General features: G+C 71.0%; 22 protein-coding genes. 18 read left to right on the forward strand and 4 right to left on the reverse strand.

Going from position 1 to position 23,820, the window contains the following annotated elements; all coding sequences use genetic code 11:
• Positions 1-107: 107 nt before the first annotated feature.
• A complete protein-coding gene (locus ACFXI4_RS22825) occupies positions 108-833 on the reverse strand; it encodes a 3'-5' exonuclease (RefSeq protein ID WP_384993756.1) in 726 nt (241 codons plus the stop codon).
• A gap of 169 nt (positions 834-1,002) precedes the next feature.
• On the opposite strand from ACFXI4_RS22825, the gene ACFXI4_RS22830 reads away from it, so the two are divergent.
• The 3 genes from ACFXI4_RS22830 to thrS all read left to right on the forward strand — a co-directional run bounded on the left by ACFXI4_RS22830 (position 1,003) and on the right by thrS (position 4,879).
• Positions 1,003-1,569 carry a DUF4365 domain-containing protein gene (locus ACFXI4_RS22830; RefSeq protein WP_384993759.1) on the forward strand — a complete coding sequence of 189 codons (567 nt, stop codon included), beginning with the start codon at positions 1,003-1,005 and terminating at the stop codon, positions 1,567-1,569.
• The gene (locus tag ACFXI4_RS22835; protein ID WP_384993761.1) at positions 1,566-2,792 is read left to right on the forward strand and encodes a hypothetical protein; all 1,227 of its coding nucleotides are present in this window, start codon (positions 1,566-1,568) and stop codon (positions 2,790-2,792) included. Before ACFXI4_RS22830 ends, ACFXI4_RS22835 begins: the two co-directional genes overlap by 4 nt.
• Positions 2,793-2,902: 110 nt before the next feature.
• A complete protein-coding gene (thrS, locus tag ACFXI4_RS22840; RefSeq protein WP_384993764.1) occupies positions 2,903-4,879 on the forward strand; it encodes a threonine--tRNA ligase in 1,977 nt (658 codons plus the stop codon).
• 30 nt (positions 4,880-4,909) lie between these two features.
• Here thrS and ACFXI4_RS22845 read toward each other — a convergent pair whose 3' ends face one another.
• Positions 4,910-5,593, reverse strand: coding sequence for a potassium channel family protein (locus ACFXI4_RS22845; RefSeq protein ID WP_384993767.1), 684 nt, complete (start codon positions 5,591-5,593; stop codon positions 4,910-4,912).
• Between the two features lie 67 nt (positions 5,594-5,660).
• Here ACFXI4_RS22845 and ACFXI4_RS22850 point away from each other — a divergent pair, with 67 nt between their 5' ends.
• Entirely contained in the window at positions 5,661-6,227 is a 567-nt protein-coding gene (locus tag ACFXI4_RS22850) for an HIT family protein (RefSeq protein WP_384993769.1), read from the forward strand.
• 56 nt (positions 6,228-6,283) lie between these two features.
• Here ACFXI4_RS22850 and ACFXI4_RS22855 read toward each other — a convergent pair whose 3' ends face one another.
• Complete coding sequence (locus ACFXI4_RS22855; RefSeq protein ID WP_384993772.1) at positions 6,284-7,927, reverse strand: hypothetical protein; 1,644 nt, start codon at positions 7,925-7,927, stop codon at positions 6,284-6,286.
• Positions 7,928-8,097: 170 nt separating this feature from the next.
• Entirely contained in the window at positions 8,098-10,296 is a 2,199-nt protein-coding gene (locus ACFXI4_RS22860) for an elongation factor G-like protein EF-G2 (RefSeq protein ID WP_384993775.1), read from the reverse strand.
• 280 nt (positions 10,297-10,576) lie between these two features.
• On the opposite strand from ACFXI4_RS22860, the gene pgsA reads away from it, so the two are divergent.
• The 14 genes from pgsA (at position 10,577) to ACFXI4_RS22930 (ending at position 23,761) form a co-directional block, all read left to right on the forward strand.
• Entirely contained in the window at positions 10,577-11,254 is a 678-nt protein-coding gene (gene pgsA / locus ACFXI4_RS22865; RefSeq protein WP_384993778.1) for a phosphatidylinositol phosphate synthase, read from the forward strand.
• Positions 11,251-12,159 carry a phosphatidylinositol mannoside acyltransferase gene (locus tag ACFXI4_RS22870; protein WP_362719316.1) on the forward strand — a complete coding sequence of 303 codons (909 nt, stop codon included), beginning with the start codon at positions 11,251-11,253 and terminating at the stop codon, positions 12,157-12,159. Before pgsA ends, ACFXI4_RS22870 begins: the two co-directional genes overlap by 4 nt.
• On the forward strand, positions 12,156-13,316 hold the full coding sequence (locus ACFXI4_RS22875; protein ID WP_384993781.1) for a glycosyltransferase family 4 protein: 1,161 nt from the start codon (positions 12,156-12,158) through the stop codon (positions 13,314-13,316). Before ACFXI4_RS22870 ends, ACFXI4_RS22875 begins: the two co-directional genes overlap by 4 nt.
• A gap of 122 nt (positions 13,317-13,438) precedes the next feature.
• A complete protein-coding gene (locus tag ACFXI4_RS22880; RefSeq protein WP_362726737.1) occupies positions 13,439-13,990 on the forward strand; it encodes a hypothetical protein in 552 nt (183 codons plus the stop codon).
• Positions 13,991-14,094: 104 nt separating this feature from the next.
• Positions 14,095-15,000: a pyridoxal 5'-phosphate synthase lyase subunit PdxS gene (gene pdxS / locus ACFXI4_RS22885; RefSeq protein ID WP_362726733.1), complete on the forward strand. Its 906-nt coding sequence runs from the start codon at positions 14,095-14,097 to the stop codon at positions 14,998-15,000.
• Positions 15,000-15,602 (forward strand): pyridoxal 5'-phosphate synthase glutaminase subunit PdxT, encoded by a 603-nt coding sequence (gene pdxT / locus ACFXI4_RS22890; RefSeq protein WP_362726730.1) that lies wholly within the window; start codon positions 15,000-15,002, stop codon positions 15,600-15,602. The genes pdxS and pdxT overlap by 1 nt, the downstream gene beginning before the upstream one ends.
• Positions 15,603-15,654: 52 nt before the next feature.
• Positions 15,655-16,407 carry a YebC/PmpR family DNA-binding transcriptional regulator gene (locus tag ACFXI4_RS22895; protein ID WP_362643727.1) on the forward strand — a complete coding sequence of 251 codons (753 nt, stop codon included), beginning with the start codon at positions 15,655-15,657 and terminating at the stop codon, positions 16,405-16,407.
• A 151-nt stretch (positions 16,408-16,558) separates the two neighbouring features.
• Positions 16,559-17,098 carry a crossover junction endodeoxyribonuclease RuvC gene (gene ruvC, locus ACFXI4_RS22900; protein ID WP_384993787.1) on the forward strand — a complete coding sequence of 180 codons (540 nt, stop codon included), beginning with the start codon at positions 16,559-16,561 and terminating at the stop codon, positions 17,096-17,098.
• Positions 17,095-17,700 (forward strand): Holliday junction branch migration protein RuvA, encoded by a 606-nt coding sequence (gene ruvA / locus ACFXI4_RS22905; protein WP_362726722.1) that lies wholly within the window; start codon positions 17,095-17,097, stop codon positions 17,698-17,700. The genes ruvC and ruvA overlap by 4 nt, the downstream gene beginning before the upstream one ends.
• A gap of 27 nt (positions 17,701-17,727) precedes the next feature.
• Positions 17,728-18,795 (forward strand): Holliday junction branch migration DNA helicase RuvB, encoded by a 1,068-nt coding sequence (gene ruvB, locus ACFXI4_RS22910; protein ID WP_384993790.1) that lies wholly within the window; start codon positions 17,728-17,730, stop codon positions 18,793-18,795.
• An 842-nt stretch (positions 18,796-19,637) separates the two neighbouring features.
• Positions 19,638-20,177 carry a preprotein translocase subunit YajC gene (gene yajC / locus ACFXI4_RS22915; protein WP_384993793.1) on the forward strand — a complete coding sequence of 180 codons (540 nt, stop codon included), beginning with the start codon at positions 19,638-19,640 and terminating at the stop codon, positions 20,175-20,177.
• Positions 20,178-20,318: 141 nt separating this feature from the next.
• A complete protein-coding gene (gene secD, locus ACFXI4_RS22920) occupies positions 20,319-22,109 on the forward strand; it encodes a protein translocase subunit SecD (protein WP_384993795.1) in 1,791 nt (596 codons plus the stop codon).
• A gap of 3 nt (positions 22,110-22,112) precedes the next feature.
• Positions 22,113-23,225, forward strand: coding sequence for a protein translocase subunit SecF (gene secF / locus ACFXI4_RS22925; RefSeq protein WP_362713783.1), 1,113 nt, complete (start codon positions 22,113-22,115; stop codon positions 23,223-23,225).
• Positions 23,222-23,761, forward strand: coding sequence for an adenine phosphoribosyltransferase (locus ACFXI4_RS22930; RefSeq protein WP_362713785.1), 540 nt, complete (start codon positions 23,222-23,224; stop codon positions 23,759-23,761). Before secF ends, ACFXI4_RS22930 begins: the two co-directional genes overlap by 4 nt.
• The last annotated feature ends 59 nt before the right edge of the window (positions 23,762-23,820 follow it).

The raw sequence follows: 23,820 nt of genomic DNA on the forward strand, positions 1-23,820 counted from the left end.
TTGCGCCCCGGCCCTTGTTTCCCCCGCGCGCGACCCGGGCTGCCCGCCCCCCCCAGCGCCCCCGCGCGGTCAGGGGGGGGGGCGGGGGGGGCCGGCCCCCCCGCCACTCACGCTGCCGCCGGCAGTTCCGGCCGCAGCGGCCAGTACGTGTTCACCGTCTCCGGTGTGCCGCTGCGCGCGAACCACGCCTGCAGCCCGCGTGCCTGCGCCGCGTGCCACGTCGTCTGCAACGTGTGCAGCTCGGCGGGGCTCAGGCGCTCCAGCCGGGCCGCGAACCTGCGGCCCAGCGCTCGTACCAGATCCAGTGAGGCCAGCGCGTCGGCGGCCGCGTCGTGCGCGCCCTCCAGGGTGACCTCGTAGTGCGCACAGAGGTCGGTCAGGGTCCGACGGCCCTTGCGGTAGCGGTCCAGATGCTTGTCCAGGACCCGCGGGTCGAGGACGAGCAGGGGGCTCGCCTCGAACCAGCGGTCCAGTGAGGACGCCCGGTGCCGCCGCAACTCGCGGTCCAGCAGCGTCAGATCGAACGGCGCGTTCATCACCACCAGCGGGCGGTGCATCGCCGCGTGCTCGGCCAGATGCTCGGCTATCTCGTACATCACCGGCGCCGGCCAGCGGCCGTTGCGCTGCAGGTGTTCGTCCGTCAGCCCGTGCACCGCCGTCGCCGCTTCCGGCACCGGCATGCCCGGGTTGACCAGCCAGCGGGTCACCCGGGGCCGGGTGCCCGGGGCGTCCTGGACGACGACCGCGGCGGACACGATGCGGTCGGTCTCCACGTCCACGCCCGTGGTCTCCGTGTCGAAGGCCGCCAAGGGCCCCTCGTACCAGCACGTCATGCCAATACAACTCCTTGTTCACCCACGGCAGCTGACGTTCCGTCTTCTGCCTGTTTGGTGATACCCGGGCCGTTTGCGGCGTACGCCGGAAGGACACAACAGGAGTGCGGGTCTTTGCAGTTCAGCGGCTCGCCACGGGGAAACTCTTTGGCTGGGAAGGCTGTTGGTCATGGCGATAGCGCAGCCCGAGCGGGGCGGGCTGCTGCCCGAACGCACGGGCCCCCATCGCGGCACACTCGCCACCACCGCCTGCATGGAGACACTGCAGGTGGGATATCTGCACGCCGTCGCCGCGGCGGCCGGTTGCTCGCTCTCGCAGCCGTTCCCGGACAACGGCATCGACTGGCACGTCAGCCATGGCTCGCCCGGTCACACCGTCGACGACGAGGTGACGATAAAGGTGCAGTTGAAGTGCACGTACCAGGTCGCACCCAACCCTCCGGGACGTTTCTTCTCCTTCACGCTGGACAACGACCACCTGCGCAAGCTCGCCCGCACACCGGTGTCGGTGCACAAGATCCTCGTGGTGATGCTGGTTCCGCGCTCCCAGGACGACTGGCTGCGCGCCAGCCACGACCGGCTCGATCTGCGCCACTGCTGCTACTGGGTCAACCTGGCAGGGCATCCGATCACCGGCCGGAACCGGACCACCGTGCGGATTCCGGCCTCGCGCATCTTCGACGACCGGGCGCTCTGCGAGATCATGACGCGGGTCGGGACGGGAGGACGACCATGAGGCACCGTCCGTACGAGGAGCAGCTGAGGGAAGTCCGGCCGCATCCGGTGGACCCCCACTGGAACCGTCCTCCCGAGCCCACCGACGTCGACCCCGCGGTCCTCGGCGCCCTGCTGCGCAGGCACGGCTGGCAGCGGCGCGGGGGAGCCCCGGGGCGTTACGGCCGCTGGACTCCACCCGGGCCGGGCAACACCGGCACCAGCCTGCTGGTACCCGAGAGCCGCGCCTTCCCGGACAGTGACGACCTGCTCGGGGAGGCGCTCACGGCTCTCGTGCGCAGCGGGACGCCCGCCGCCCGGGAGGTGCTGGTCGCTCTCGCGGTACCCAGCGACGAGATCCGCTGGTGGCGCGATGTGCCGGGCGGGCCCGCGGACACGGCGCCCTGGACGGTCGAGGAGCAGCTGCGCACCGCCGCCCGGCAGACACTGCTGGCCGGCGCGCTCGCCACGCGCGCGCGTGCCGGTTACTACGGCGCCCGGCACAAGCGCGCGGCCGCCGCCCTGCTGGAGACCGTCCTGGTCGGCTCGGCGGAGGGCGGCCGGGGTCTGACCGCCTTCGTGCCCGTGGGTACCGGACGGCCCCTCGCCGTACGCCTCCACCAGGCTCTGTACGCCACCCGTGAGGCCATCGACTACCAGCGGGCCACCGGCGGCATGGACGCCTTCGACGGAGCCGTCGAGGCCGGCGTGAGCCGTGAGCTCACCGACGCCCTGATCACGCTCGTGCGCGGCACCGAGGGCGCCCGGATCTCCGTCGAGTGGGCGCCGGGCGCCGGGGCCCCCGACGACTGCGCGTCGACCGCCGAGCCCGTCGAGTTCTCGCCCGGCGACCTGCCCGTGCTGCGCGAGGCGGGCGCCCGCTTCCTGCGCGACGAACCCTCCGTACCGGTCCGGATCACCGGCACCGTGGTCCGGATGCGCCGCCCGGAGCCGCGCGGTGCCGGCACGGTACGGCTGCGGGTCCTCGCCGGCGCCGAGGTGCCCTACGTGCGGCTCACCCTCGACGAGGAGGACTACCGCATCGCCGGGCAGGCCCACCTGGTCGGCCTTCCGGTGCGGGTGCACGGGCGGCTGGAGAGCCGGGGCGGGTTCCGGCGGCTGTCGGGGGCCGGCGGGGTCGTACCGGTGCAGGTGGACGAGGCCGAGCGGGACCGGCTGGTGAAATCGCTGCAGGAGAACCTCGACTTCTTCGAGGAGGCGTGCAGCGGCGACGACTGCGACTGACCGGGGACTGCGGGTAACCGTTTAGCGGTCGGTGGGGCCGGGTCGGTACGATCCGGTATTGCGCGCGCTCCTGGTATGGCGCCGCATCCACCTTCAGGCAGGAGAGACCGGTGTCAGACGTCCGTGTGATCATCCAACGCGATTCCGAGCGGGAAGAACGCGTGGTGACGACGGGCACTACGGCCGCCGAGCTCTTCGCCGGCGAGCGCTCGATCATCGCCGCGCGGGTGGGCGGCGAGCTCAAGGACCTCGCGTACGAGCTGAAGGACGGCGAGACCGTCGAGGGCGTCGAGATCTCCTCCGAGGACGGGCTGGGCATCCTGCGCCACTCGACCGCGCACGTCATGGCCCAGGCCGTGCAGGAGCTGTTCCCCGAGGCGAAGCTCGGCATCGGCCCGCCCGTCAAGGACGGCTTCTACTACGACTTCGACGTCGAGAAGCCGTTCCACCCCGATGACCTCAAGGCCATCGAGAAGAAGATGCAGGAGATCCAGAAGCGCGGGCAGAGGTTCTCCCGCCGGGTGGTGACCGACGAGGCCGCCCGCGAGGAGCTGGCGAACGAGCCGTACAAGCTGGAGCTGATCGGCCTCAAGGGCTCGGCCTCCAGCGACGACGGCGCGGACGTCGAGGTCGGCGCCGGTGAGCTGACGATCTACGACAACCTGGACGCCAAGACCGGCGAGCTGTGCTGGAAGGACCTCTGCCGCGGTCCCCACCTGCCCTCCACCCGCCTCATCCCGGCGTTCAAGCTGATGCGCAACGCGGCCGCCTACTGGCGCGGCAGCGAGAAGAACCCGATGCTCCAGCGCATCTACGGCACCGCCTGGCCGTCCAAGGACGAGCTGAAGCAGTACCTCGACTTCCTCGCCGAGGCCGAGAAGCGCGACCACCGCAAGCTGGGCAACGAGCTGGACCTGTTCTCCATCCCGGAGCAGATCGGCTCCGGCCTCGCCGTCTTCCACCCCAAGGGCGGCGTGATCCGCCGGGTGATGGAGGACTACTCGCGCCGCCGGCACGAGGAGGAGGGCTACGAGTTCGTCTACACCCCGCACGCCACGAAGGGGAAGCTCTTCGAGACGTCCGGGCACCTGGACTGGTACGCCGACGGCATGTACCCGCCCATGCAGCTCGACGAGGGCGTGGACTACTACCTCAAGCCCATGAACTGCCCGATGCACAACCTGATCTTCGACGCGCGCGGCCGCTCCTACCGTGAACTGCCGCTGCGGCTCTTCGAGTTCGGGACCGTGTACCGCTACGAGAAGTCCGGTGTCGTGCACGGCCTGACCCGGGCCCGCGGCTTCACCCAGGACGACGCGCACATCTACTGCACCAAGGAGCAGATGGCGGAGGAGCTCGACAAGACGCTCACCTTCGTCCTGAACCTGCTGCGCGACTACGGCCTCACCGACTTCTACCTGGAGCTGTCGACCAAGGACCCGGAGAAGTTCGTCGGATCCGACGAGGTCTGGGAGGAGGCGACCGAGACGCTGCGCGCGGTCGCCGAGAAGCAGGGCCTCCCGCTCGTCCCCGACCCGGGCGGCGCCGCCTTCTACGGCCCGAAGATCTCCGTGCAGACCAAGGACGCCATCGGCCGCACCTGGCAGATGTCCACCGTCCAGCTCGACTTCAACCTGCCCGAGCGGTTCGACCTGGAGTACACCGCGGCCGACGGCTCCAAGCAGCGCCCGGTGATGATCCACCGTGCCCTGTTCGGCTCCATCGAACGGTTCTTCGCGGTGCTCCTGGAGCACTACGCGGGCGCCTTCCCGGCGTGGCTGGCGCCGGTCCAGGCGGTCGGCATCCCGATCGGCGACGGACACGTCGAGTACTTGCAGAAGTTCGCGGCCGAGGCCAAGAAGAAGGGCCTGCGGGTCGAGGTCGACGCGTCGTCGGACCGGATGCAGAAGAAGATCCGCAACGCCCAGAAGCAGAAGGTGCCCTTCATGGTCATCGCGGGCGACGAGGACATGACGGCCGGTTCGGTCTCCTTCCGCTACCGCGACGGCTCGCAGGAGAACGGCATCCCGTTCGAAGAGGCCATCGCCAAGATCGCGAAGGTTGTCGAGGACCGGACCCAGGTCTGATCCCGCACCCCTGAGACAGGCCCCCGGGGATCACTTCTCCGCGGGCCTGTCGTCCGTCCGGCCCACCAGCGCGTCCTCCTCGCCCTCCAGTGCGAACCGTTGCAGCAGCATCGAGGAGAACGAACCGGTGACCGCGCCCAGCAGAGCGATCCCGCAGGCCATCAGCCCGACCGCGATGGTCCGGCCGAGCGTGGTCACCGGGGTGACGTCGCCGTAGCCGACGGTCGACAGGGTCGAGCACGTCCACCACACGGAGTCGCCGAAGGTGCGGATCGTGGCGTTCGGGGCGCCGCGTTCGACCTGGTAGACGGCGAGCGCCCCGGCGAAGCCCAGCAGGGCGATCGACAGGCTCGCGTAGGCCATCACGCGGGCCTGCAGCGCGAGCCGGGTGTGCCCGTGCCTGCGCTGCATCGCCTCGTAGGTGCGCACGATCCGCACCGGCCGCAGCAGGGGCAGCAGCAGGACGACGGTGTCCAGCCACTGCCGTCGTACGAAGTACGGGCCGTCACCGCTGATCCGCCAGCGCACCCCGTAGTCGACGGCGAACAGCGCCCACGCCCCGTAGGTCAGCGACAGGAACAGGTCGTGTACGCCCCCGGGCAGACCGGGCGCCAGCACATGCACCGCGTACGCGCCCAGGAAGACCAGGGACGCGATGGCGAGAGGAAGGTCCGTCCCGTGCTGCCAGCGGTCCAGGGGGCTGTCGTCGTCCATCCGCCCAGCTTCGCCGCACGGCCGTTTCCGCTGGCCCCGGCGACACGCCGCGAACGGGCGAAGCCATATGCTGCCTAGCATGACGAGTGAGCCGGAGCAGCAGATCGGAGTGGGGACGCAGGACGCGTTCCAGCGCCTGTGGACGCCCCACCGGATGGCCTACATCCAGGGTGAGAACAAGCCGACCGGCCCGGGGGCCGACGACGGCTGTCCCTTCTGCTCCATCCCGGCCAAATCCGATGAGGACGGGCTGATCGTCCGGCGCGGCGAGCACGTCTACGCGGTGCTCAACCTCTACCCGTACAACGGTGGCCACCTGATGACGGTCCCGTACCGCCATGTCGCCGACTACACGGACCTGACCGGCCCGGAGACGGCCGAACTGGCCGAGCTGACCAAGCAGGCGATGACCGCGCTGCGCACGGCGTCCGGTGCCCACGGGTTCAACATCGGCATGAACCAGGGCACGGTGGCGGGTGCGGGCATCGCGGCCCACCTGCACCAGCACATCGTCCCCCGCTGGGGCGGCGACACGAACTTCATGCCGGTGGTGGGCCACACCCGGGTGCTGCCCCAGCTGCTCGCCGACACCCGCAAGATGCTGGCCGAGGCCTGGCCGGCGGCGGGGGCCTGACGGTTCCCTCCCCGGGGGCGGTTTCCCCGGTGAGCGTCTCCCGGCGCGGGGAGGGGTCACGCGTCGTACTTGTCGGCCTTCTTGGGCGACGCCTCCTGGACCGATCCGCTGAGCGCTCCGGCCCGCGAGTTGAACTTGTCGAGGTTGACGTCGTGCTCCCTGAGCACGCTGAGCGCGGCCCGGTGCACGGCACGGAGTATCGGCGTGGCCGCGCGCAGCGCGTCGTCGGCCATGAAGCGGTGGTCCCAGGGCTGGTCGGCCCAGGCGTGCCGCAGACCGAACGGCTCGGGCAGGCCTATCGAACCGCCGAGCCACTTCAGCAGCGGCGGGTACCAGCTGATGGTGGCACGGGCGCCGAGCCGGACCACCTCGTCGGGGGTGACCAGCGGCAGCTTGACGGTCCGGGTCTCCCAGAACCGCACGGTCTTGGCGACCGTCTTGGTGGGGGCGGCGGGCTTCTCGTTGAACAGGCCGTTGACCGGGCCCAGGGCGTGTCCGGTGACCTCGATGCGGAGGGTCTCCTTCAGCACGGTCACGGTCGCCATCATCGTGATGATCAGGTCACCGTTCCACAGGTGGGGCCACTGCACGCCCAGGTAGTGGCGGTCGCCCTTGTCGAAGTGGTTGTTGTTGCAGATGTCCTCGACGACCTTGGGCCCCACCTTGTAGTCGGTGCCCTCGGACCGGGACACCGCCTTGGCGCCCGCTCCGACATGGGTGACGATCCAGTGCTTGACCTGGGGTTCGGGGAAGCCGCCCGTCTTCAGGTGCTGCCGGTGCAGCACGCTCAGCTCCTTCTCGATCTCCCGGACGACCGTCCAGGCCCGGAACTCGTGGACGCCCTTGACCGGATCGAGCGGGACCAGTTCCTCCGCGAGCACCCAGGAACCCCAGCGGGTACCCATGCCGAGTATGCCCTTGGTGCCGGCGTAGAAGACCGAGTTGGACTGCTGCTCGGCGCTGAGCCGGGCCAGTGACTGGCGCAGCTGCTCGGCCGCGGCCTGGTCGGGGCTGGTCGGCACCGCCTCGGGGACCTTCGCGCCGACGCTGCCGCCGGAGAGCAGGCCGTCCCAGGCCGCGCGCAGGTCCGTCGCGGTCCTTTCGCAGAGCCGCTTGGCCAGGTACCAGCCGACCACGGGGAGCACGATGCAGCCGCGCGCGTACCAGCCCCAGAAGCCGGTGAACGGCATCCGGATCAGGAAGATCACCGCGAGGACGCCGACGGCGGCCAGCAGGGCGCTGCCGAACCCGGAGACCCGCTTGTCGCCGGCCTTCAGCATGGTCGCGCGGAGCTGGAAGACCAGCAGCCAGATCACCAGGCCGGGCAGGAACAGCACGCCGCACAGGAACATGATGGCGGTCAGACGCTGGTCGCGTTCCTTGCGGATGCGGTTGGCCGCCAGGCAGTGCTCGACGACCACCTGGGGTTCGCTGCCGAAGGACTGGATGAGCGGTTTGCGGCCGACACCCAGCATCCGGTCGATGACCGCCTGGGAGTACGCCTCACCGAAGTTGGGCCGGAAGATCTTCGCCCATGCGCGGCCCTCGTTGACCGTGGACTGGTGCCACTCGTTGTCGGCCTTCTTGATCTCCTCCATCGGCGTGTCCCGGTAGGCCGCCGAGGCCAGGGCATAGGTCGGGGCCTGCGCCTCGCCACCCGGCCTCGGCACCTGTGGCCCGAAGAAGTCCTCGAAGCTCATTCCCGCCCCCTTGCCGCCGTCCCGCTTCTGCGGCCTTCCCGACTTCCGTACTCCGCACACCTGTTGATCAAGTACTCAGGGTATCCCCGGCCACCGACAACCGTCGGCGGACGGCCGAAGCCGTCCGCCGGACGTCCTTGTCGGGCCCTTGTCGTCGACTATGAGGCCTCCTACGAGGCTTCCCCGACCTGTTCGCGAATCTTCTCGGCGATCTGTGGCGGCATCGGCTCATGACGGGCGTACGCGCGGCTGAAACGCGCCGTACCGTGCGAGAGGGAGCGCAGGTCGACCGCGTACCGGCCGATCTCGAACTCGGGCACCTCGGCCTTGATCAGCGTCCGTCCGCCATTGGTCTGCTCGGTGCCCAGCACCCGGCCGCGCCGTCCGGACAGGTCGCTCATCACCGCGCCCACGTAGTCGTCGCCGACCAGCACGGAGACCTCGGCCACCGGCTCCAGGAGATGGATCCTGGCGTCCGCCGCGGCCTCCCGCAGCGCCAGTGCGCCCGCCGTCTGGAAAGCGGCGTCGGAGGAGTCCACCGAGTGCGCCTTGCCGTCGAGCAGGGTGACCCGCACGTCGACCAGCTGGTAGCCGGCGGCGACGCCCTTGGTCGCCTGGGCCCTGATGCCCTTCTCGACGGACGGGATGAACTGCCGGGGCACCGCGCCGCCGACGACCTTGTCGACGAACTCGATGCCGGAGCCGCCCGGCAGCGGCTCCACCTCGATCTCGCAGATCGCGAACTGCCCGTGCCCGCCGGACTGTTTGACGTGCCGTCCGCGCCCGGCGGACCGGCCGGCGAACGTCTCCCGCAGGGACACCTTGTGCGGTACGACGTCGACCTGGACCCCGTACCGGCTGCGCAGCCGCTCCAGGGCGACGTCCGCGTGCGCCTCCCCGAGGCACCACAGCACCACCTGGTGGGTGTCCGGGTTCTGTTCGAGCCGCATGGTCGGGTCCTCGGCGACCAGGCGGGCGAGGCCCTGCGAGAGCTTGTCCTCGTCGGCCTTGCTGTGTGCCTGGATGGCCAGCGGCAGCAGCGGGTCGGGCATCTCCCACGGTTCCATGAGCAGCGGGTCGTCCTTGCCGGAGAGGGTGTCCCCGGTCTCCGCGCGGCCGAGCTTGGCCACGCAGGCGAGGTCGCCGGCGATGACATGGGTGACCGGCCGCTGCTGCTTGCCGAAGGGCGTGGACAGGGCGCCGATCTTCTCGTCGACGTCGTGGTCCTCATGGCCGCGGTCGGCGAGGCCGTGCCCGGAGACGTGGACCGTCTCGTCGGGGCGCAGGGTGCCGGAGAAGACCCGGACCAGCGAGACCCGGCCGACGTACGGGTCGGAGGCGGTCTTCACCACCTCGGCGACCAGCGGACCGCCCGTGTCGCAGGGCTTGATCTCGCGCGGCTCGCCGCCGATGGTGGTGACCCCCGGAGTGGGGTGCTCGAACGGGGTCGGGAACCCGCCCGTGATCAGCTCCAGCAGTTCCACCGTGCCGAGCCCCTGGCGGGCGCCGTCGGTGGCCGGAGCGGCGGCCAGCACGGGGAAGAACGCCCCGCGTGCCACGGCCCGCTCCAGGTCCTCGATCAGCGTCTTGAGGTCGATCCGCTCGCCGCCCAGATAGCGGTCCATGAGCGTCTCGTCCTCGCTCTCCGAGATGATCCCCTCGATCAGCCGGTTGCGGGCCTCGTCGATGTCCGGCAACTGGTCGGGCCCGGGCTCGGACTCCCTGCGCTCCCCGGACGAGTAGTCGAACAGCTTCTGCGTGAGCAGCCCGACCAGGCCGGTCACCGGCGCGTGCCCGTCCGGCCCCTGCGCGCCGTGCAGCGGCAGGTAGAGCGGGAGCACGGCGTCGGGGTCGTCGGCGCCGAACGCCTCGGCGCACACCCGGGTCATCTCCTCGAAGTCCGCGCGGGCGGCCTCCAGGTGCGTGACGACGATCGCCCGGGGCATCCCGACGGCCGCGCACTCCTCCCAGACCATCCGCGTCGAGCCGTCCACCCCGTCCGAGGCCGAGACGACGAAGAGGGCCGCGTCCGCCGCACGCAGACCGGCCCTCAGCTCACCGACGAAGTCGGCGTATCCCGGGGTGTCCAGGATATTGATCTTGATTCCGTTCCATTCGACCGGTACCAGTGACAGCTGTACGGACCGCTGCTGCCGGTGCTCGATGTCGTCGTAGTCCGAGACGGTGCCGCCGTCCTCCACCCGGCCCGCCCGGTTCACCGCTCCCGCGGTCAGCGCGAGAGCCTCCACCAATGTCGTCTTGCCCGATCCGCAGTGGCCGACCAGCACCACATTCCGTACGGACGCGGGGTGGTCGGCCGCTGTCGCCCTGCCGGCGGCTCCGGGGTGTTCCCTGACCTTGTCGCCCATGGCTATGCCTCCCGTGCACGGTGAGGTCTGTGTGGGCGCGGGCGAGCGAGCCGGGCCGCGTGCGGCGGCGGCTGCGATGACGCCCGCGGTTATTCGAGCTTTCCACTCCCGTCACGGTGCGTCCATACGAAGGACGCGACCGTGCCCGTGCGCCCCCCGGCACCCCGCCACCGGTCGCGACTGCGAGTGCCCACCCGTCGCACCCCCGCGCGCGTGGCTACGATGGGCCAGCCGGGGTGGCCAGCAGGGGCCGCACGGCGCAACGACCGTCGGGAAGGCCATGCTGAACAAGTACGCGCGTGCATTTTTCACGCGTGTCCTCACGCCGTTCGCCACGTTTCTCATCCGCCGGGGTGTGAGCCCGGACACGGTCACGCTCCTCGGCACGGCCGGAGTGGTCGCGGGCGCGCTGGTCTTCTTCCCCCGGGGCGAGTTCTTCTGGGGAACGATCGTGATCACGCTCTTCGTCTTCTCGGACCTGGTGGACGGCAACATGGCCCGCCAGCTGGGCCGTACCAGCCGCTGGGGCGCCTTCCTGGACTCCACCCTGGACCGGGTCGCCGACGGCGCCATCTTCGGCGGCTTCGCCCTCTGGTACGCGGGCAACGGCAACAACGACGTCCTGTGCGCGGTCTCCATCTTCTGCCTGGCCAGCGGTCAGGTGGTGTCGTACACCAAGGCGCGCGGCGAGTCGATCGGACTGCCGGTGGCCGTCAACGGCCTGGTCGAGCGGGCCGAGCGCCTGGTGATCTCGCTGGTGGCCGCCGGTCTGGCCGGTCTCCACAAGTTCGGTGTGCCGGGCATCCAGATCCTGCTCCCGATCGCCCTGTGGGTCGTCGCCGTGGGCAGCCTGGTCACTCTCGTGCAGCGGGTCGTCACGGTCCGCCGGGAGTCCGCCGAGGCGGAGGCCGCGGCCGAGCGGGAGAAGACCGCCCACGGGAGCGAGGCCGGGCAGTGACCGCCGCCGACCGGCTCACCGACGGTCTGTACGGGCTCGGCTGGAGCACCGTGAAGAAGCTGCCCGAGCCGGTCGCCGTGCGCCTCGGCAGGACGGTCGCGGACCTCGCCTGGCGGCAGCGCGGCAAGGGCGTCCAGCGCCTGGAGTCCAACTACGCGCGCGTGCTGCGCGACGCGAGCCCTCAGCGGCTGCGCGAGCTGTCCCGTGCGGGCATGCGGTCGTACCTGCGGTACTGGATGGAGTCCTTCCGGCTGCCGGCCTGGAGCGAGGACCGGATCCGGGCCGGCTTCGACGTCAAGGACGTCCACCACCTCACCGACGGCCTCGCCTCCGGCCGGGGTGTGATCATCGCGCTGCCGCACCTTGCCAACTGGGACCTGGCCGGCGCCTGGGTCACCACCGAGCTGGAGACCCCGTTCACCACGGTCGCCGAGCGCCTCAAGCCGGAGACGCTCTACGACCGTTTCGTCGCCTACCGCGAGGGCCTCGGCATGGAGGTCCTGCCGCACAGCGGCGGCTCCGCCTTCGGCGCGCTGGCCCGCAGGCTGCGCGACGGCGGCCTGATCTGCCTGGTCGCCGACCGTGACCTGTCCGCCTCCGGCGTCGAGGTCGACTTCTTCGGCGACACCGCCCGGATGCCCGCGGGACCGGCCCTGCTGGCCCAGCAGACCGGCGCCCGCCTGCTCCCTGTGACCCTCTGGTACGACGACACGCCCGTCATGAAGGGCCGGGTGCACGCCCCGATCGACGTACCCGAGTCAGGTGACCGGGAGTCCAGGACGTCTGTCATGACACAGGCGCTGGCCGATGCCTTCGCCACCGGGATCGCCGACCATCCGGAGGACTGGCACATGCTCCAGCGACTGTGGCTGGCCGACCTCGACCCCGCGAAGGGACCGTCGTGAGGATCGGCATCGTCTGCCCCTACTCCTGGGACGTGCCCGGTGGCGTCCAGTTCCACATCAGGGACCTCGCCGAGTACTTCATCCGCCTCGGCCACGACGTCTCCGTCCTGGCTCCCGCGGACGACGACACCCCTCTCCCGCCCTACGTGGTCTCGGCCGGCCGCGCCGTCCCGGTGCCGTACAACGGCTCCGTGGCCCGCCTCAACTTCGGTTTCCTGTCCGCCGCGCGGGTACGGCGCTGGCTGCACGACGGCGCGTTCGACGTGGTCCACATCCACGAGCCGGCCTCGCCCTCCCTGGGCCTGCTGACCTGCTGGGCTGCGCAGGGCCCGATGGTCGCGACCTTCCACACCTCCAACCCGCGCTCCCGCGCGATGATCGCGGCCTACTCGATCCTGCAGGCCGCCCTGGAGAAGATCAGCGCCCGGATCGCGGTCAGCGAGTACGCCCGCCGCACCCTGGTGGAGCACCTGGGCGGTGACGCGGTGGTCATCCCCAACGGCGTCGACGTCGACTTCTTCGCCAAAGCCGAGCCGCGCCCCGAGTGGCAGGGCGACACCATCGGCTTCATCGGGCGGATCGACGAGCCCCGCAAGGGCCTGCCGGTGCTGATGAAGGCCCTGCCCAAGATCCTCGCCGCCCGTCCGCAGACCCGGCTCCTGGTGGCCGGCCGCGGCGACGAGGAGGCCGCGGTCGAGTCCCTGCCCGCCGAGCTGCGCTCCCGAGTCGAGTTCCTCGGCATGGTGAGCGACGAGGACAAGGCCCGCTTCCTGCGCAGCCTCGACCTGTACATCGCGCCCAACACGGGCGGCGAGAGCTTCGGGATCATCCTGGTCGAGGCCCTCTCCGCCGGGGCCCCGGTCCTCGCCTCCGACCTCGACGCCTTCGCCCAGGTCCTCGACCAGGGGGCGGCCGGTGAGCTCTTCGCCAACGAGGACGCCGACGCACTGGCCGAGGCGGCGGTACGGCTGCTGGGGAACCCGGAGCGCCGGGCAGAGCTGCGGGAGCGAGGCAGCGTCCATGTGCGCCGCTTCGACTGGTCGACCGTGGGAGCGGACATCCTGTCGGTCTACGAGACGGTGACGGCGGGCGCGGCGGCGGTGGCGGCGGACGAACGCCCGGGGTTGCGGGCGCGGTTCGGGCTGGCGCGGGACTGAACGCCCCGCCGGGACGGCCGCGGTGCGTCGTCCGACGGCCGCGGCGCCCTTGTGGCCGGGCGGCCGGTTCCCCGCGCCCCTGACGGGGCGCTGCCGCGGGCGTTTCCTATAGCGTTCCGCCCGTGACCGCAACGCTCATCTGGACGCTCTGGATCCTCGCCGCCCTCGTGGTGACCGGCCTGTACCTGAGCTGGACCGCAGGCCGTCTCGACCGGCTGCACTCGCGCATCGACGCCGCCCGTGCCGCCCTCGACGCCCAGTTGCTGCGGCGCGCCTCGGTGGCCCAGGAGCTGGCGACCTCGGGCGTACTGGACCCGGCCTCCTCGATCGTGCTGTACGAGGCCGCGCACGCCGCCCGGCAGGCCGAGGAGGACCAGCGGGAGGTCGCCGAGAGCGACCTGAGCCAGGCCCTGCGCGCGGTCTTCGAGCACCCTCAGCAGGTCGAGGAGGTCCGCGCGGCGCCCGGCGGTGAGGCCGCCACGGGCGAGCTGGCCGAGGCCGTACGCCGGGTCCCGATGGCCCGCCGCTTCCACAACGACGCCGTCGGTGCCGCCCGCCGGCTGCGTGAACACCGCAAGGTCCGCTGGTTCCGGCTGGCCGGACACGCCCCCTTCCCGCTGGCCTTCGAGATGGACGACGAACCGCCGGCCGCGCTGGTGGAGCGCACGGCCTGACCGGAAAACGATCCACCGCCTTCCCATTGGCCCTTGCTGTGGACTGGTCCACTCGCGTTTCCTCGGTGTTTGCAGAAACCCTCTTTCAGCGAGTGAGGTCACCCGTGTCCACCATCGACAACCAGGCCCCCGAGACCGGTACCGCCCGCGTGAAGCGCGGCATGGCCGAGCAGCTCAAGGGCGGCGTGATCATGGACGTCGTCACGCCGGAGCAGGCGAAGATCGCCGAGGACGCGGGCGCCGTCGCCGTCATGGCCCTGGAGCGGGTCCCGGCGGACATCCGCAAGGACGGCGGAGTGGCCCGCATGTCCGACCCGGACATGATCGAGGGCATCATCGAAGCCGTCTCCATCCCGGTCATGGCCAAGTCCCGGATCGGCCACTTCGTCGAGGCCCAGGTCCTCCAGTCACTCGGTGTCGACTACATCGACGAGTCCGAGGTCCTCACCCCGGCCGACGAGGTCAACCACTCCGACAAGTGGGCCTTCACCACCCCCTTCGTCTGCGGCGCCACCAACCTCGGCGAGGCCCTGCGCCGGATCGCCGAGGGCGCGGCCATGATCCGCTCCAAGGGCGAGGCCGGCACCGGCAACGTCGTCGAGGCCGTCCGTCACCTGCGCCAGATCAAGGGTGAGATCGCCAAGCTGCGCGGCTGCGACAACAACGAGATCTACGCCGCGGCCAAGGAGCTGCGCGCCCCGTTCGAGCTGGTCAAGGAGGTCGCCGAGCTCGGTAAGCTGCCGGTGGTGCTGTTCTCCGCCGGCGGTGTCGCCACCCCCGCCGACGCCGCCCTGATGCGCCAGCTCGGCGCCGAGGGCGTCTTCGTCGGCTCCGGCATCTTCAAGTCCGGCGACCCGGCCAAGCGCGCCGCCGCCATCGTCAAGGCGACCACCTTCTACGACGACCCGAAGATCATCGCCGACGCGTCCCGCAACCTCGGCGAGGCCATGGTCGGCATCAACTGCGACACCCTCCCCGAGACCGAGCGCTACGCGAACCGGGGCTGGTGATGACCACTCCCGTGGTCGGCGTGCTCGCGCTCCAGGGCGACGTACGGGAGCATCTCGTCGCCCTGGCCGCGGCCGACGCCGTGGGCCGGCCGGTCCGCCGTCCCGAGGAACTCGCCGAGGTGGACGGCCTGGTCATCCCGGGCGGCGAGTCCACCACCATCTCCAAGCTGGCCGTGCTGTTCGGCGTGATGGAACCGCTCCGCGCGCGCGTGCGGGCCGGAATGCCCGTCTACGGCACCTGCGCGGGCATGATCATGCTCGCCGACAAGATCCTCGACCCGCGCTCGGGCCAGGAGACGATCGGCGGCATCGACATGATCGTGCGCCGTAACGCCTTCGGACGGCAGAACGAGTCGTTCGAGGCGGCGGTCGACGTCAAGGGTGTCGCGGGCGATCCTGTAGAGGGCGTGTTCATCCGCGCGCCCTGGGTCGAGTCGGTCGGCGCCGCGGCCGAGGTGCTCGCCGAACACGGCGGCCACATCGTCGCGGTCCGCCAGGGCAACGCGCTCGCCACGTCGTTCCACCCGGAGCTGACCGGCGACCACCGAGTGCACTCCCTGTTCGTCGACATGGTGCACGCGAACCGGGCGGCGGAGTCCTAGTAGGATCTCTGGCGTTCGTTGCAGAGATGGGTTACGCGAAGGAGACAGGCAGATGTCCGGCCACTCTAAATGGGCCACGACGAAGCACAAGAAGGCCGTGATCGACGCCAAGCGCGGCAAGCTCTTCGCGAAGCTGATCAAGAACATCGAGGTCGCTGCCCGGATGGGCGGCGTCGACATCGAGGGCAACCCGACCCTCTACGACGCCATCCAGAAGGCGAAGAAGCAGTCGGTCCCGAACAAGAACATCGACTCCGCGGTCAAGCGCGGCGGTGGACTCGAGGCCGGCGGCGCCGACTACGAGACGATCATGTACGAGGGCTACGGCCCGAACGGTGTCGCGGTGCTCATCGAGTGCCTCACCGACAACCGCAACCGCGCGGCCTCCGACGTCCGGGTCGCCATGACCCGCAACGGCGGCTCCATGGCCGACCCCGGCTCGGTGTCGTACCTCTTCAACCGCAAGGGCGTCGTGATCGTCCCCAAGGGCGAGCTCTCCGAGGACGACGTCCTCGGCGCCGTCCTGGACGCGGGCGCCGAGGAGGTCAACGACCTCGGTGAGTCCTTCGAGGTGCTCAGCGAGGCCACGGACATGGTCGCCGTCCGCACCGCCCTCCAGGACGCCGGGATCGACTACGACTCCGCCGAGGCCAACTTCGTCCCGACCATGCAGGTCGAGCTGGACGAGGAGGGCGCCCGGAAGATCTTCAAGCTGATCGACGCCCTCGAGGACAGCGACGACGTGCAGAACGTCTTCGCCAACTTCGACGTCAGCGACGAGGTCATGGAGAAGGTCGACGCGTAGCGCCGCCGCGGGCTGAGCCGACCGAGCGGGCCGACGGGACACACCCGTCGGCCCGTCGTCATGTCGGCCGTTGTCGGTGGCACCGGCTAGCCTGCACGAACTGGGGGCACCTCCCAGCGACAGCCGGGAGAGAGCGAAGGGAGGGGGCGCGGTGCGCGTACTGGGGGTGGACCCGGGACTGACCCGATGCGGCGTCGGGGTCGTCGACGGCGTCGCAGGACGGCCGCTCACCATGGTCGCGGTGGGAGTCGTCCGCACGCCCGCGGACGCCGAACTCGGCCATCGCCTGGTCGCCGTCGAGCGGGGCATCGAGCGGTGGCTGGACGAGCACCGGCCCGAATGCGTCGCCGTGGAGCGGGTGTTCAGCCAGCACAACGTCCGGACCGTGATGGGCACCGCCCAGGCCAGCGCCGTCGCCATGCTGTGCGCCGCCCGCCGGGGCATCCCGGTCGCCCTGCACACCCCCAGCGAGGTCAAGGCCGCCGTCACCGGCTCGGGGCGCGCCGACAAGGCCCAGGTCGGTGCCATGGTCACCCGGCTGCTACGGCTCGACGCGCCGCCCAAGCCGGCCGACGCCGCCGACGCCCTCGCGCTCGCCATCTGCCACATCTGGCGCGCCCCCGCCCAGAACCGACTCCAGCAGGCCGTCGCCCTGCACGCAGCCAACGCAACGAAAGGCCGTACGGCATGATCGCCTTCGTGAGCGGCCCGGTCGCCGCCCTCGCCCCGGACTCCGCGGTCGTCGAGGTGGGCGGGATCGGCCTCGCGGTCCAGTGCACGCCCAACACTCTGTCCGGGCTGCGCATGGGCCAGCAGACCAGGCTCGCCACCTCCCTCGTCGTCCGGGAGGACTCGCTCACCCTGTACGGCTTCGCCGACGACGACGAGCGCCAGACCTTCGAACTGCTGCAGACGGCGAGCGGGGTCGGACCCCGCCTCGCCCAGGCCATGCTGGCGGTGCACAGCCCCGACGCCCTGCGCCGGGCCGTCGCCACCGGCGACGAGAAGTCGCTCACCGCCGTCCCCGGCATCGGCAAGAAGGGTGCCCAGAAGCTGCTCCTGGAGCTGAAGGACCGGCTCGGCGAGCCCCTCGGCGCCCCCGCGATCGGCGCGCCGGTCAGCCAGGGCTGGCGCGACCAGCTGCACGCCGCGCTGATCGGCCTCGGCTACGCGACCCGGGAGGCCGAGGAGGCCGTCACCGCCGTCGCCCCGCAGGCCGAGGCCGCCGCCGGCACCCCGCAGGTGGGCCAGCTCCTCAAGGCGGCCCTGCAGACCCTCAACCGCGCTCGCTGACCCCACCACCGCTGAGGCACATCACTTATGAACTGGGACGACACGACCGACACCGGCGCCGACGCGGAGCGGTTGGTGGGCGCCGTCGCCGACCGTGAGGACCAGGCCGTCGAGGCCGCCCTGCGCCCCAAGGACCTCGGCGAGTTCATCGGCCAGGAGAAGGTCCGCGAGCAGCTCGACCTGGTCCTGCGGGCCGCACGCGCGCGCGGCGCCACCGCCGACCACGTGCTGCTCTCCGGCGCTCCCGGCCTCGGCAAGACCACCCTCTCGATGATCATCGCGGCGGAGATGGGCGCCCCCATCCGCATCACCTCGGGCCCCGCCATCCAGCACGCCGGTGACCTGGCCGCGATCCTCTCCTCCCTCCAGGAGGGCGAGGTCCTCTTCCTCGACGAGATCCACCGCATGTCCCGGCCCGCCGAGGAGATGCTGTACATGGCGATGGAGGACTTCCGGGTCGACGTCATCGTCGGCAAGGGCCCCGGCGCCACCGCCATCCCCCTGGAACTGCCCCCGTTCACCCTGGTCGGCGCCACCACGCGCGCGGGGTTGCTGCCCCCGCCGTTGCGTGACCGTTTCGGTTTCACCGCGCACATGGAGTTCTACGAGCCGAGGGAACTGGAGCGGGTGGTGCACCGGTCGGCGCACCTGCTGGACGTCGAGATCGACCCGGCCGGTGCCGCCGAGATCGCAGGCCGCTCGCGTGGCACGCCCCGGATCGCGAACCGCCTGCTGCGCCGCGTCCGCGACTACGCGCAGGTCAAGGCCGACGGACTGATCACCCGCGAGATCGCGCACGCGGCACTGGCCGTCTACGAGGTGGACGAGCGCGGCCTGGACCGGCTCGACCGGGCGGTACTGGAGGCGCTGCTCAAGCTGTTCGGCGGCGGTCCGGTCGGCCTGTCCACGCTGGCCGTGGCGGTGGGGGAGGAGCGCGAGACGGTCGAGGAGGTCGCCGAGCCCTTCCTGGTCCGCGAGGGACTCCTCGCCCGCACCCCGCGCGGCCGCGTCGCCACCCCCGCCGCCTGGGCCCACCTGGGCCTGACGGCTCCCCGGGGGACGGGATCAGGCCAGCAGGACCTGTTCGGCACCTGACACGGGGCGGCCCCCCGGGTTCCACCGCACACCGCCGCGCCGACGCCGCGGTCACCATCGGCCCCGGACGCCGCGCCGCGAGGCGCGCCGCACTCGGCGGCAGCACCGGCCGCGGGATGCTGCGGGCCGGCGCTCGCCTGTCGCCCAGGCCGCGAACCGCACCCCGCTCGGCTGCGGTCGTGTCGCAGCGGCCACCGGATGCGCGGCGCTCGGCTGTCGCGTCGGGCGTCGGGCGTCGGGCGTCGGGCGTAGGGCGGGCCGGACTGTCGCGCCGGTCTTCGGGTGGGACTCGGCCGGCTGTCGCGTCGGGCTGGGGATGGTGCGGTTTCCGGCCGTTGCGTCGGGTGTCGGCCGGCGGTTGCACAGGCCCTGGGACGTGCTGCGGTCGGTTCGCGTACGGCCGCGGGATGTCGCGGTGCTCGGCCGTCGTGTCGCAGCGGCCACCGGATGCGCGGTGCTCGGCCGTCGCGGCGGGCGCCGGATGGGCCGCGTTCTGCTGTCGGACCGGGCGTCGGGCCCGATGGGCCCGGGCTCGGTGTGCGGCGTCGGTCGTGCCGTGCCCGGTACGCGTGTCTGCGGCGGGATGTGTCCCGTCTCTCCCTCACCTCTTACCCTTGACCCGGTCGTCGGGCCGCCGCCCCGCGGGGCCCGTGGGGCAGACGTGATCTCTTCGTGACGGCGGGGCATTGGCGGGTGCAGGAACCCAGGTGCCATGCTGAGCGTTGTTCCATGCGCGCGGACTCGCTTAGACTCCGCCGATGCTGCCTTTGCGGGCGGCGCCGACCACACCCCCATCATCCAGGCCGCTCTCCGCCGCGGCTGCGCGAAGGAAATTCCGTCTCGTGAATACCTTGCCTCTTCTCTTCTTCATCGTCCTTATCGCAGCCATGTTCCTGATGACGCGTTCCAACCGGAAGCGCCAGCAGCAGGCGAAGCAGATGCGGAACGAGATGCAGCCCGGCAGTGGCGTCCGCACCATCGGGGGCATGTACGCGACGGTCAAGGAAGTCAACGAGGACACGGTCCTCCTCGACGCCGGCCCGGGTGTCGACCTCCTCTTCGCGAAGAACGCGATCGGCGCGGTGCTGACCGACGACGAGTACAACCGCATCGTGCACGGCATCGAGCACGACCTGAAGTCCGACACCGACATCGTTCCGGACAACGCCTCCTCCCTCACCGAGACCGACGGCGAGCCCGCCGGCGCTGCCGCCGCCTCCGGCGACAAGACCGTCGACTTCGGCAAGAAGGACGTGGCCGGGGAGAAGGCCGACGAGAAGGCCGAGGACACGGTGGCGGCCAAGGCCGAGGAGACGGAGCCCTCCGAGGCGAAGGCCGACGAAGAGCCGAAGAAGACCGACGGCGACTCCGACACGAAGTAGCCGTGTCCCGGGGAGCACGGCGCGCGTCAGGCGTGCCGGGCGCACCCCGGGCGCGTCTGTTTCCCGCACGGGATCCCGACACCATGTCATGGCCGACCGCGCCGACCAGGCGCGCGGCGGCCCGAGAGGGAGTACGAGAAGGTGGCAGCACCTAAGAGGGGCCGGAGCGCGAGCGCCCAGAGCAAGCCAGGGCGCTCGCTGGCCTTGATCCTGATCGCCATCGTGGCGCTCACCGGAGGGATGTTCGCCTCGGGGCACACCACTCCGCGTCTCGGCATCGACCTTGCCGGCGGCACGAGCATCACGCTGCAGGCGGAGAACGAGCCGGGCCAGCCGAACGCGATCAACAAGGCCAACATGGACACCGCGGTCGACATCATGAACCGCCGTGTCAACGGCCTCGGTGTGTCCGAGGCGGAGGTACAGACCCAGGGGACGAGCAACATCATCGTCAACATCCCCAAGGGCACCAACTCCGAGGAGGCCCGTCAGCAGGTCGGCACCACCGCGAAGCTGTACTTCCGTCCGGTCCTGGCCAGCGAGGCCAGCGCCGGCGCCGCTGCGACCGCCTCCCCGAGCGCGTCCGCAAGCGGCGGCTCCAGCGCCTCCCCGAGCACCAGCGCGAGCCCGTCGAGCAGCGCGTCGTCGTCCGAGAAGGCGACCGGTTCGTCCGCCTCGCCCTCCTCGTCCGCCACCTCCCAGGGCCGCGCCCTCACGGACGCCCTGAAGGCGGACTCCACGCCGTCCTCCTCGGCGTCCGCGAACTCGTCCGCGAGCCCCTCCGCCTCGGTCGACCCGAGCGCCTCCGCCGCGGCCAGCAAGCTGGAGGCCCAGTACACCGCGCTGGACTGCTCCAAGGCCGCCCAGCGCGCCACGGCCGGCAAGAGCGCCAAGCCCACCGACTCGACGGTGGCCTGCGGGCAGATCTCCGGTGTCTGGTACAAGTACGTGCTCGGCCCGGCCGCCGTCGACGGTACCGAGGTCAAGAAGGCCCAGGCCGTCTTCGACACGCAGACCGCCGCCGGCTGGCAGGTCCAGATGAACTTCAACTCCAGCGGAGCCAAGAAGTTCGCGGACATCACCGCCGAGCTGGCCAAGAACCAGCAGCCGCAGAACGAGTTCGGCATCGTCCTGGACGGCGAGGTCGTCTCCAGCCCGTACGTGAGCCAGTCGATCACCGGCGGACAGGCGGAGATCTCCGGCAGCTTCACGCAGGAGGAGGCCCAGAGCCTCTCCAACATGCTGTCCTACGGCGCGCTCCCGCTGTCCTTCAAGGAGCAGAGCGTCACCACCGTCACCGCCGCGCTCGGCGGCGAGCAGCTGCACGCGGGTCTGCTGGCCGGTGCCATCGGCCTCGCCCTGGTCGTGATCTACCTGGTGGTCTACTACCGCGGCCTGTCGCTGGTCGCGATGGCCTCCCTGCTGGTCTCCGCGATCCTGACCTACGTGCTCATGGCGCTGCTCGGCCCGGCCATCGGCTTCGCGCTGAACCTGCCGGCCGTCTGCGGTGCGATCGTCGCGATCGGTATCACGGCGGACTCGTTCATCGTGTTCTTCGAACGCATCCGGGACGAGATCCGCGAGGGCCGCACGCTGCGTCCCGCCGTCGAGCGGGCCTGGCCGCGCGCCCGGCGCACCATCCTGGTCTCCGACTTCGTGTCGTTCCTGGCCGCCGCCGTGCTGTTCATCGTGACCGTCGGCAAGGTCCAGGGCTTCGCGTTCACCCTCGGTCTGACCACGGTGCTCGACGTGGTCGTCGTCTTCTTCTTCACCAAGCCGCTGATGACGATCCTCGCCCGGCGTAAGTTCTTCGCGAGCGGCCACAAGTGGTCCGGGCTCGACCCGAAGGGTCTGGGCGCCAAGCCCCCGCTGCGCCGCACCCGCCGTCCCGCCGGTCCCGTCGCCGGCCCTGTCGACCCGAAGGAAGCGTGAGCGATGTCGAAACTCGGCAGCCTCGGCGCCCGACTCCACCGCGGCGAGATCAGCTACGACTTCGTCGGCAAGCGCAAGATCTGGTACGGCGTCTCCATCCTGATCACCATCACGGCCATCGTCGGCCTGGCGGTGCGCGGCCTGAACATGGGCATCGACTTCCAGGGCGGTGCGGTCTTCACCACCCCGAAGACCAGCGTCTCGGTCTCCCAGGCGGAGACCTACGCGCAGCAGGCCGCCGGTCACGACGCGGTCGTGCAGAAGCTCGGCACGGGCGGTCTGCGCATCCAGATCGCCGGCATGGACACCGAGAAGTCGGACGCCACCAAGGCCGAACTGGCCAAGGACATGAAGCTGGACCCGGAGTCCATCGCCGCCGACCTGGTCGGGCCCAGCTGGGGTGACCAGATCGCCAACAAGGCCTGGGAAGGCCTCGCCATCTTCATGGTCCTCGTGGTGATCTACCTGGCGATCGCCTTCGAGTGGCGGATGGCGATCGCGGCCCTGGTCGCGCTGATCCACGACATCACGATCACGACCGGCATCTACGCCCTGGTCGGCTTCGAGGTCACGCCCGGCACGGTCATCGGTCTGCTGACGATCCTCGGTTACTCGCTCTACGACACGGTCGTCGTCTTCGACAGCCTCAAGGAGCAGACGAAGGACATCACCAAGCAGACCCGGTTCACCTACAGCGACATCGCCAACCAGTCGATCAACGGCACCCTGGTCCGTTCGATCAACACCACGGTGGTCGCGCTGCTGCCGGTCGCGGGTCTGCTGTTCATCGGCGGCGGCGTCCTCGGCGCGGGCACGCTGAACGACATCTCGCTGTCGCTGTTCGTCGGTCTGGCCGCGGGTGCCTACTCGTCGATCTTCATCGCCACGCCGCTGGTCGCCGACCTCAAGGAGGCCGAGCCGCAGATGAAGGCGCTGCGCAAGCGCGTCCTCGCCAAGCGGGCCCAGGCCGCCGCCGAGGAGGAGCTCGCCGGGGCCCGGGTCGGTGGCGCGGAGGGACCCGAGGACGCCGCTCCGGCCGTCGTCGGCCCGCGCAACCAGCCCGCCTCCCCCCGCAACAGGGGCGGCCGCGGGCGTCCGTCGGGGAAGCGCCGATGACCGACATCCGGGAGCTGCTGCTCAGCCGCATCCGGGACGTCGCGGACTACCCGGAGCCGGGCGTGATGTTCAAGGACATCACCCCGCTGCTGGCCGACCCCGCCGCGTTCACCGCGCTCACCGACACCCTTGCGGAGATCGCCACGCGCACCGGTGCCACCAAGATCGTCGGTCTGGAGGCCCGCGGCTTCATCCTCGGCGCCCCGGTCGCGGTCCGGGCCGGCCTCGGCTTCATCCCGGTCCGCAAGGCGGGCAAGCTCCCCGGAGCGACCCTGAGCCAGGCCTACGACCTGGAGTACGGCTCGGCCGAGATCGAGGTGCACGCCGAGGACGTCGGCGTGCGCGACCGGATCCTGATCGTCGACGACGTGCTCGCCACCGGCGGCACCGCCGAGGCCTCGATCCGGCTGATCCACCGGGCCGGCGCCGCGGTCGCGGGCGTCGCGGTCCTGATGGAGCTGGGCTTCCTGAGCGGCCGCGCCCGCCTGGAGCCGGCCCTGGACGGAGCGCCGCTGGAGGCTCTCCTCCAGATCTGAGCGTCGTACGGCTGATCGAACGGCCGCCCCTCGGGGGCGGCCGTTCGCGTGTGTCCGGG

It is taken from the genome of Streptomyces sp. NPDC059224, assembly GCF_042754285.1.
Taxonomy (GTDB): Bacteria; Actinomycetota; Actinomycetes; order Streptomycetales; family Streptomycetaceae; genus Streptomyces.

Excerpts from the sequence above, each read along its gene's own strand:
- ACFXI4_RS22825 (WP_384993756.1), bottom strand. The coding sequence starts at position 833 with ATGACGTGCTGGTACGAGGGGCCCTTGGCGGCCTTCGACACGGAGACC.
- ACFXI4_RS22830 (WP_384993759.1), top strand. The coding sequence starts at position 1,003 with ATGGCGATAGCGCAGCCCGAGCGGGGCGGGCTGCTGCCCGAACGCACG.
- ACFXI4_RS22835 (WP_384993761.1), top strand. The coding sequence starts at position 1,566 with ATGAGGCACCGTCCGTACGAGGAGCAGCTGAGGGAAGTCCGGCCGCAT.
- ACFXI4_RS22845 (WP_384993767.1), bottom strand. The coding sequence starts at position 5,593 with ATGGACGACGACAGCCCCCTGGACCGCTGGCAGCACGGGACGGACCTT.
- ACFXI4_RS22850 (WP_384993769.1), top strand. The coding sequence starts at position 5,661 with ATGCTGCCTAGCATGACGAGTGAGCCGGAGCAGCAGATCGGAGTGGGG.
- ACFXI4_RS22855 (WP_384993772.1), bottom strand. The coding sequence starts at position 7,927 with ATGAGCTTCGAGGACTTCTTCGGGCCACAGGTGCCGAGGCCGGGTGGC.
- ACFXI4_RS22860 (WP_384993775.1), bottom strand. The coding sequence starts at position 10,296 with ATGGGCGACAAGGTCAGGGAACACCCCGGAGCCGCCGGCAGGGCGACA.
- pgsA (WP_384993778.1), top strand. The coding sequence starts at position 10,577 with ATGCTGAACAAGTACGCGCGTGCATTTTTCACGCGTGTCCTCACGCCG.
- pdxT (WP_362726730.1), top strand. The coding sequence starts at position 15,000 with ATGACCACTCCCGTGGTCGGCGTGCTCGCGCTCCAGGGCGACGTACGG.
- ACFXI4_RS22895 (WP_362643727.1), top strand. The coding sequence starts at position 15,655 with ATGTCCGGCCACTCTAAATGGGCCACGACGAAGCACAAGAAGGCCGTG.
- ruvA (WP_362726722.1), top strand. The coding sequence starts at position 17,095 with ATGATCGCCTTCGTGAGCGGCCCGGTCGCCGCCCTCGCCCCGGACTCC.
- ruvB (WP_384993790.1), top strand. The coding sequence starts at position 17,728 with ATGAACTGGGACGACACGACCGACACCGGCGCCGACGCGGAGCGGTTG.
- secF (WP_362713783.1), top strand. The coding sequence starts at position 22,113 with ATGTCGAAACTCGGCAGCCTCGGCGCCCGACTCCACCGCGGCGAGATC.
- ACFXI4_RS22930 (WP_362713785.1), top strand. The coding sequence starts at position 23,222 with ATGACCGACATCCGGGAGCTGCTGCTCAGCCGCATCCGGGACGTCGCG.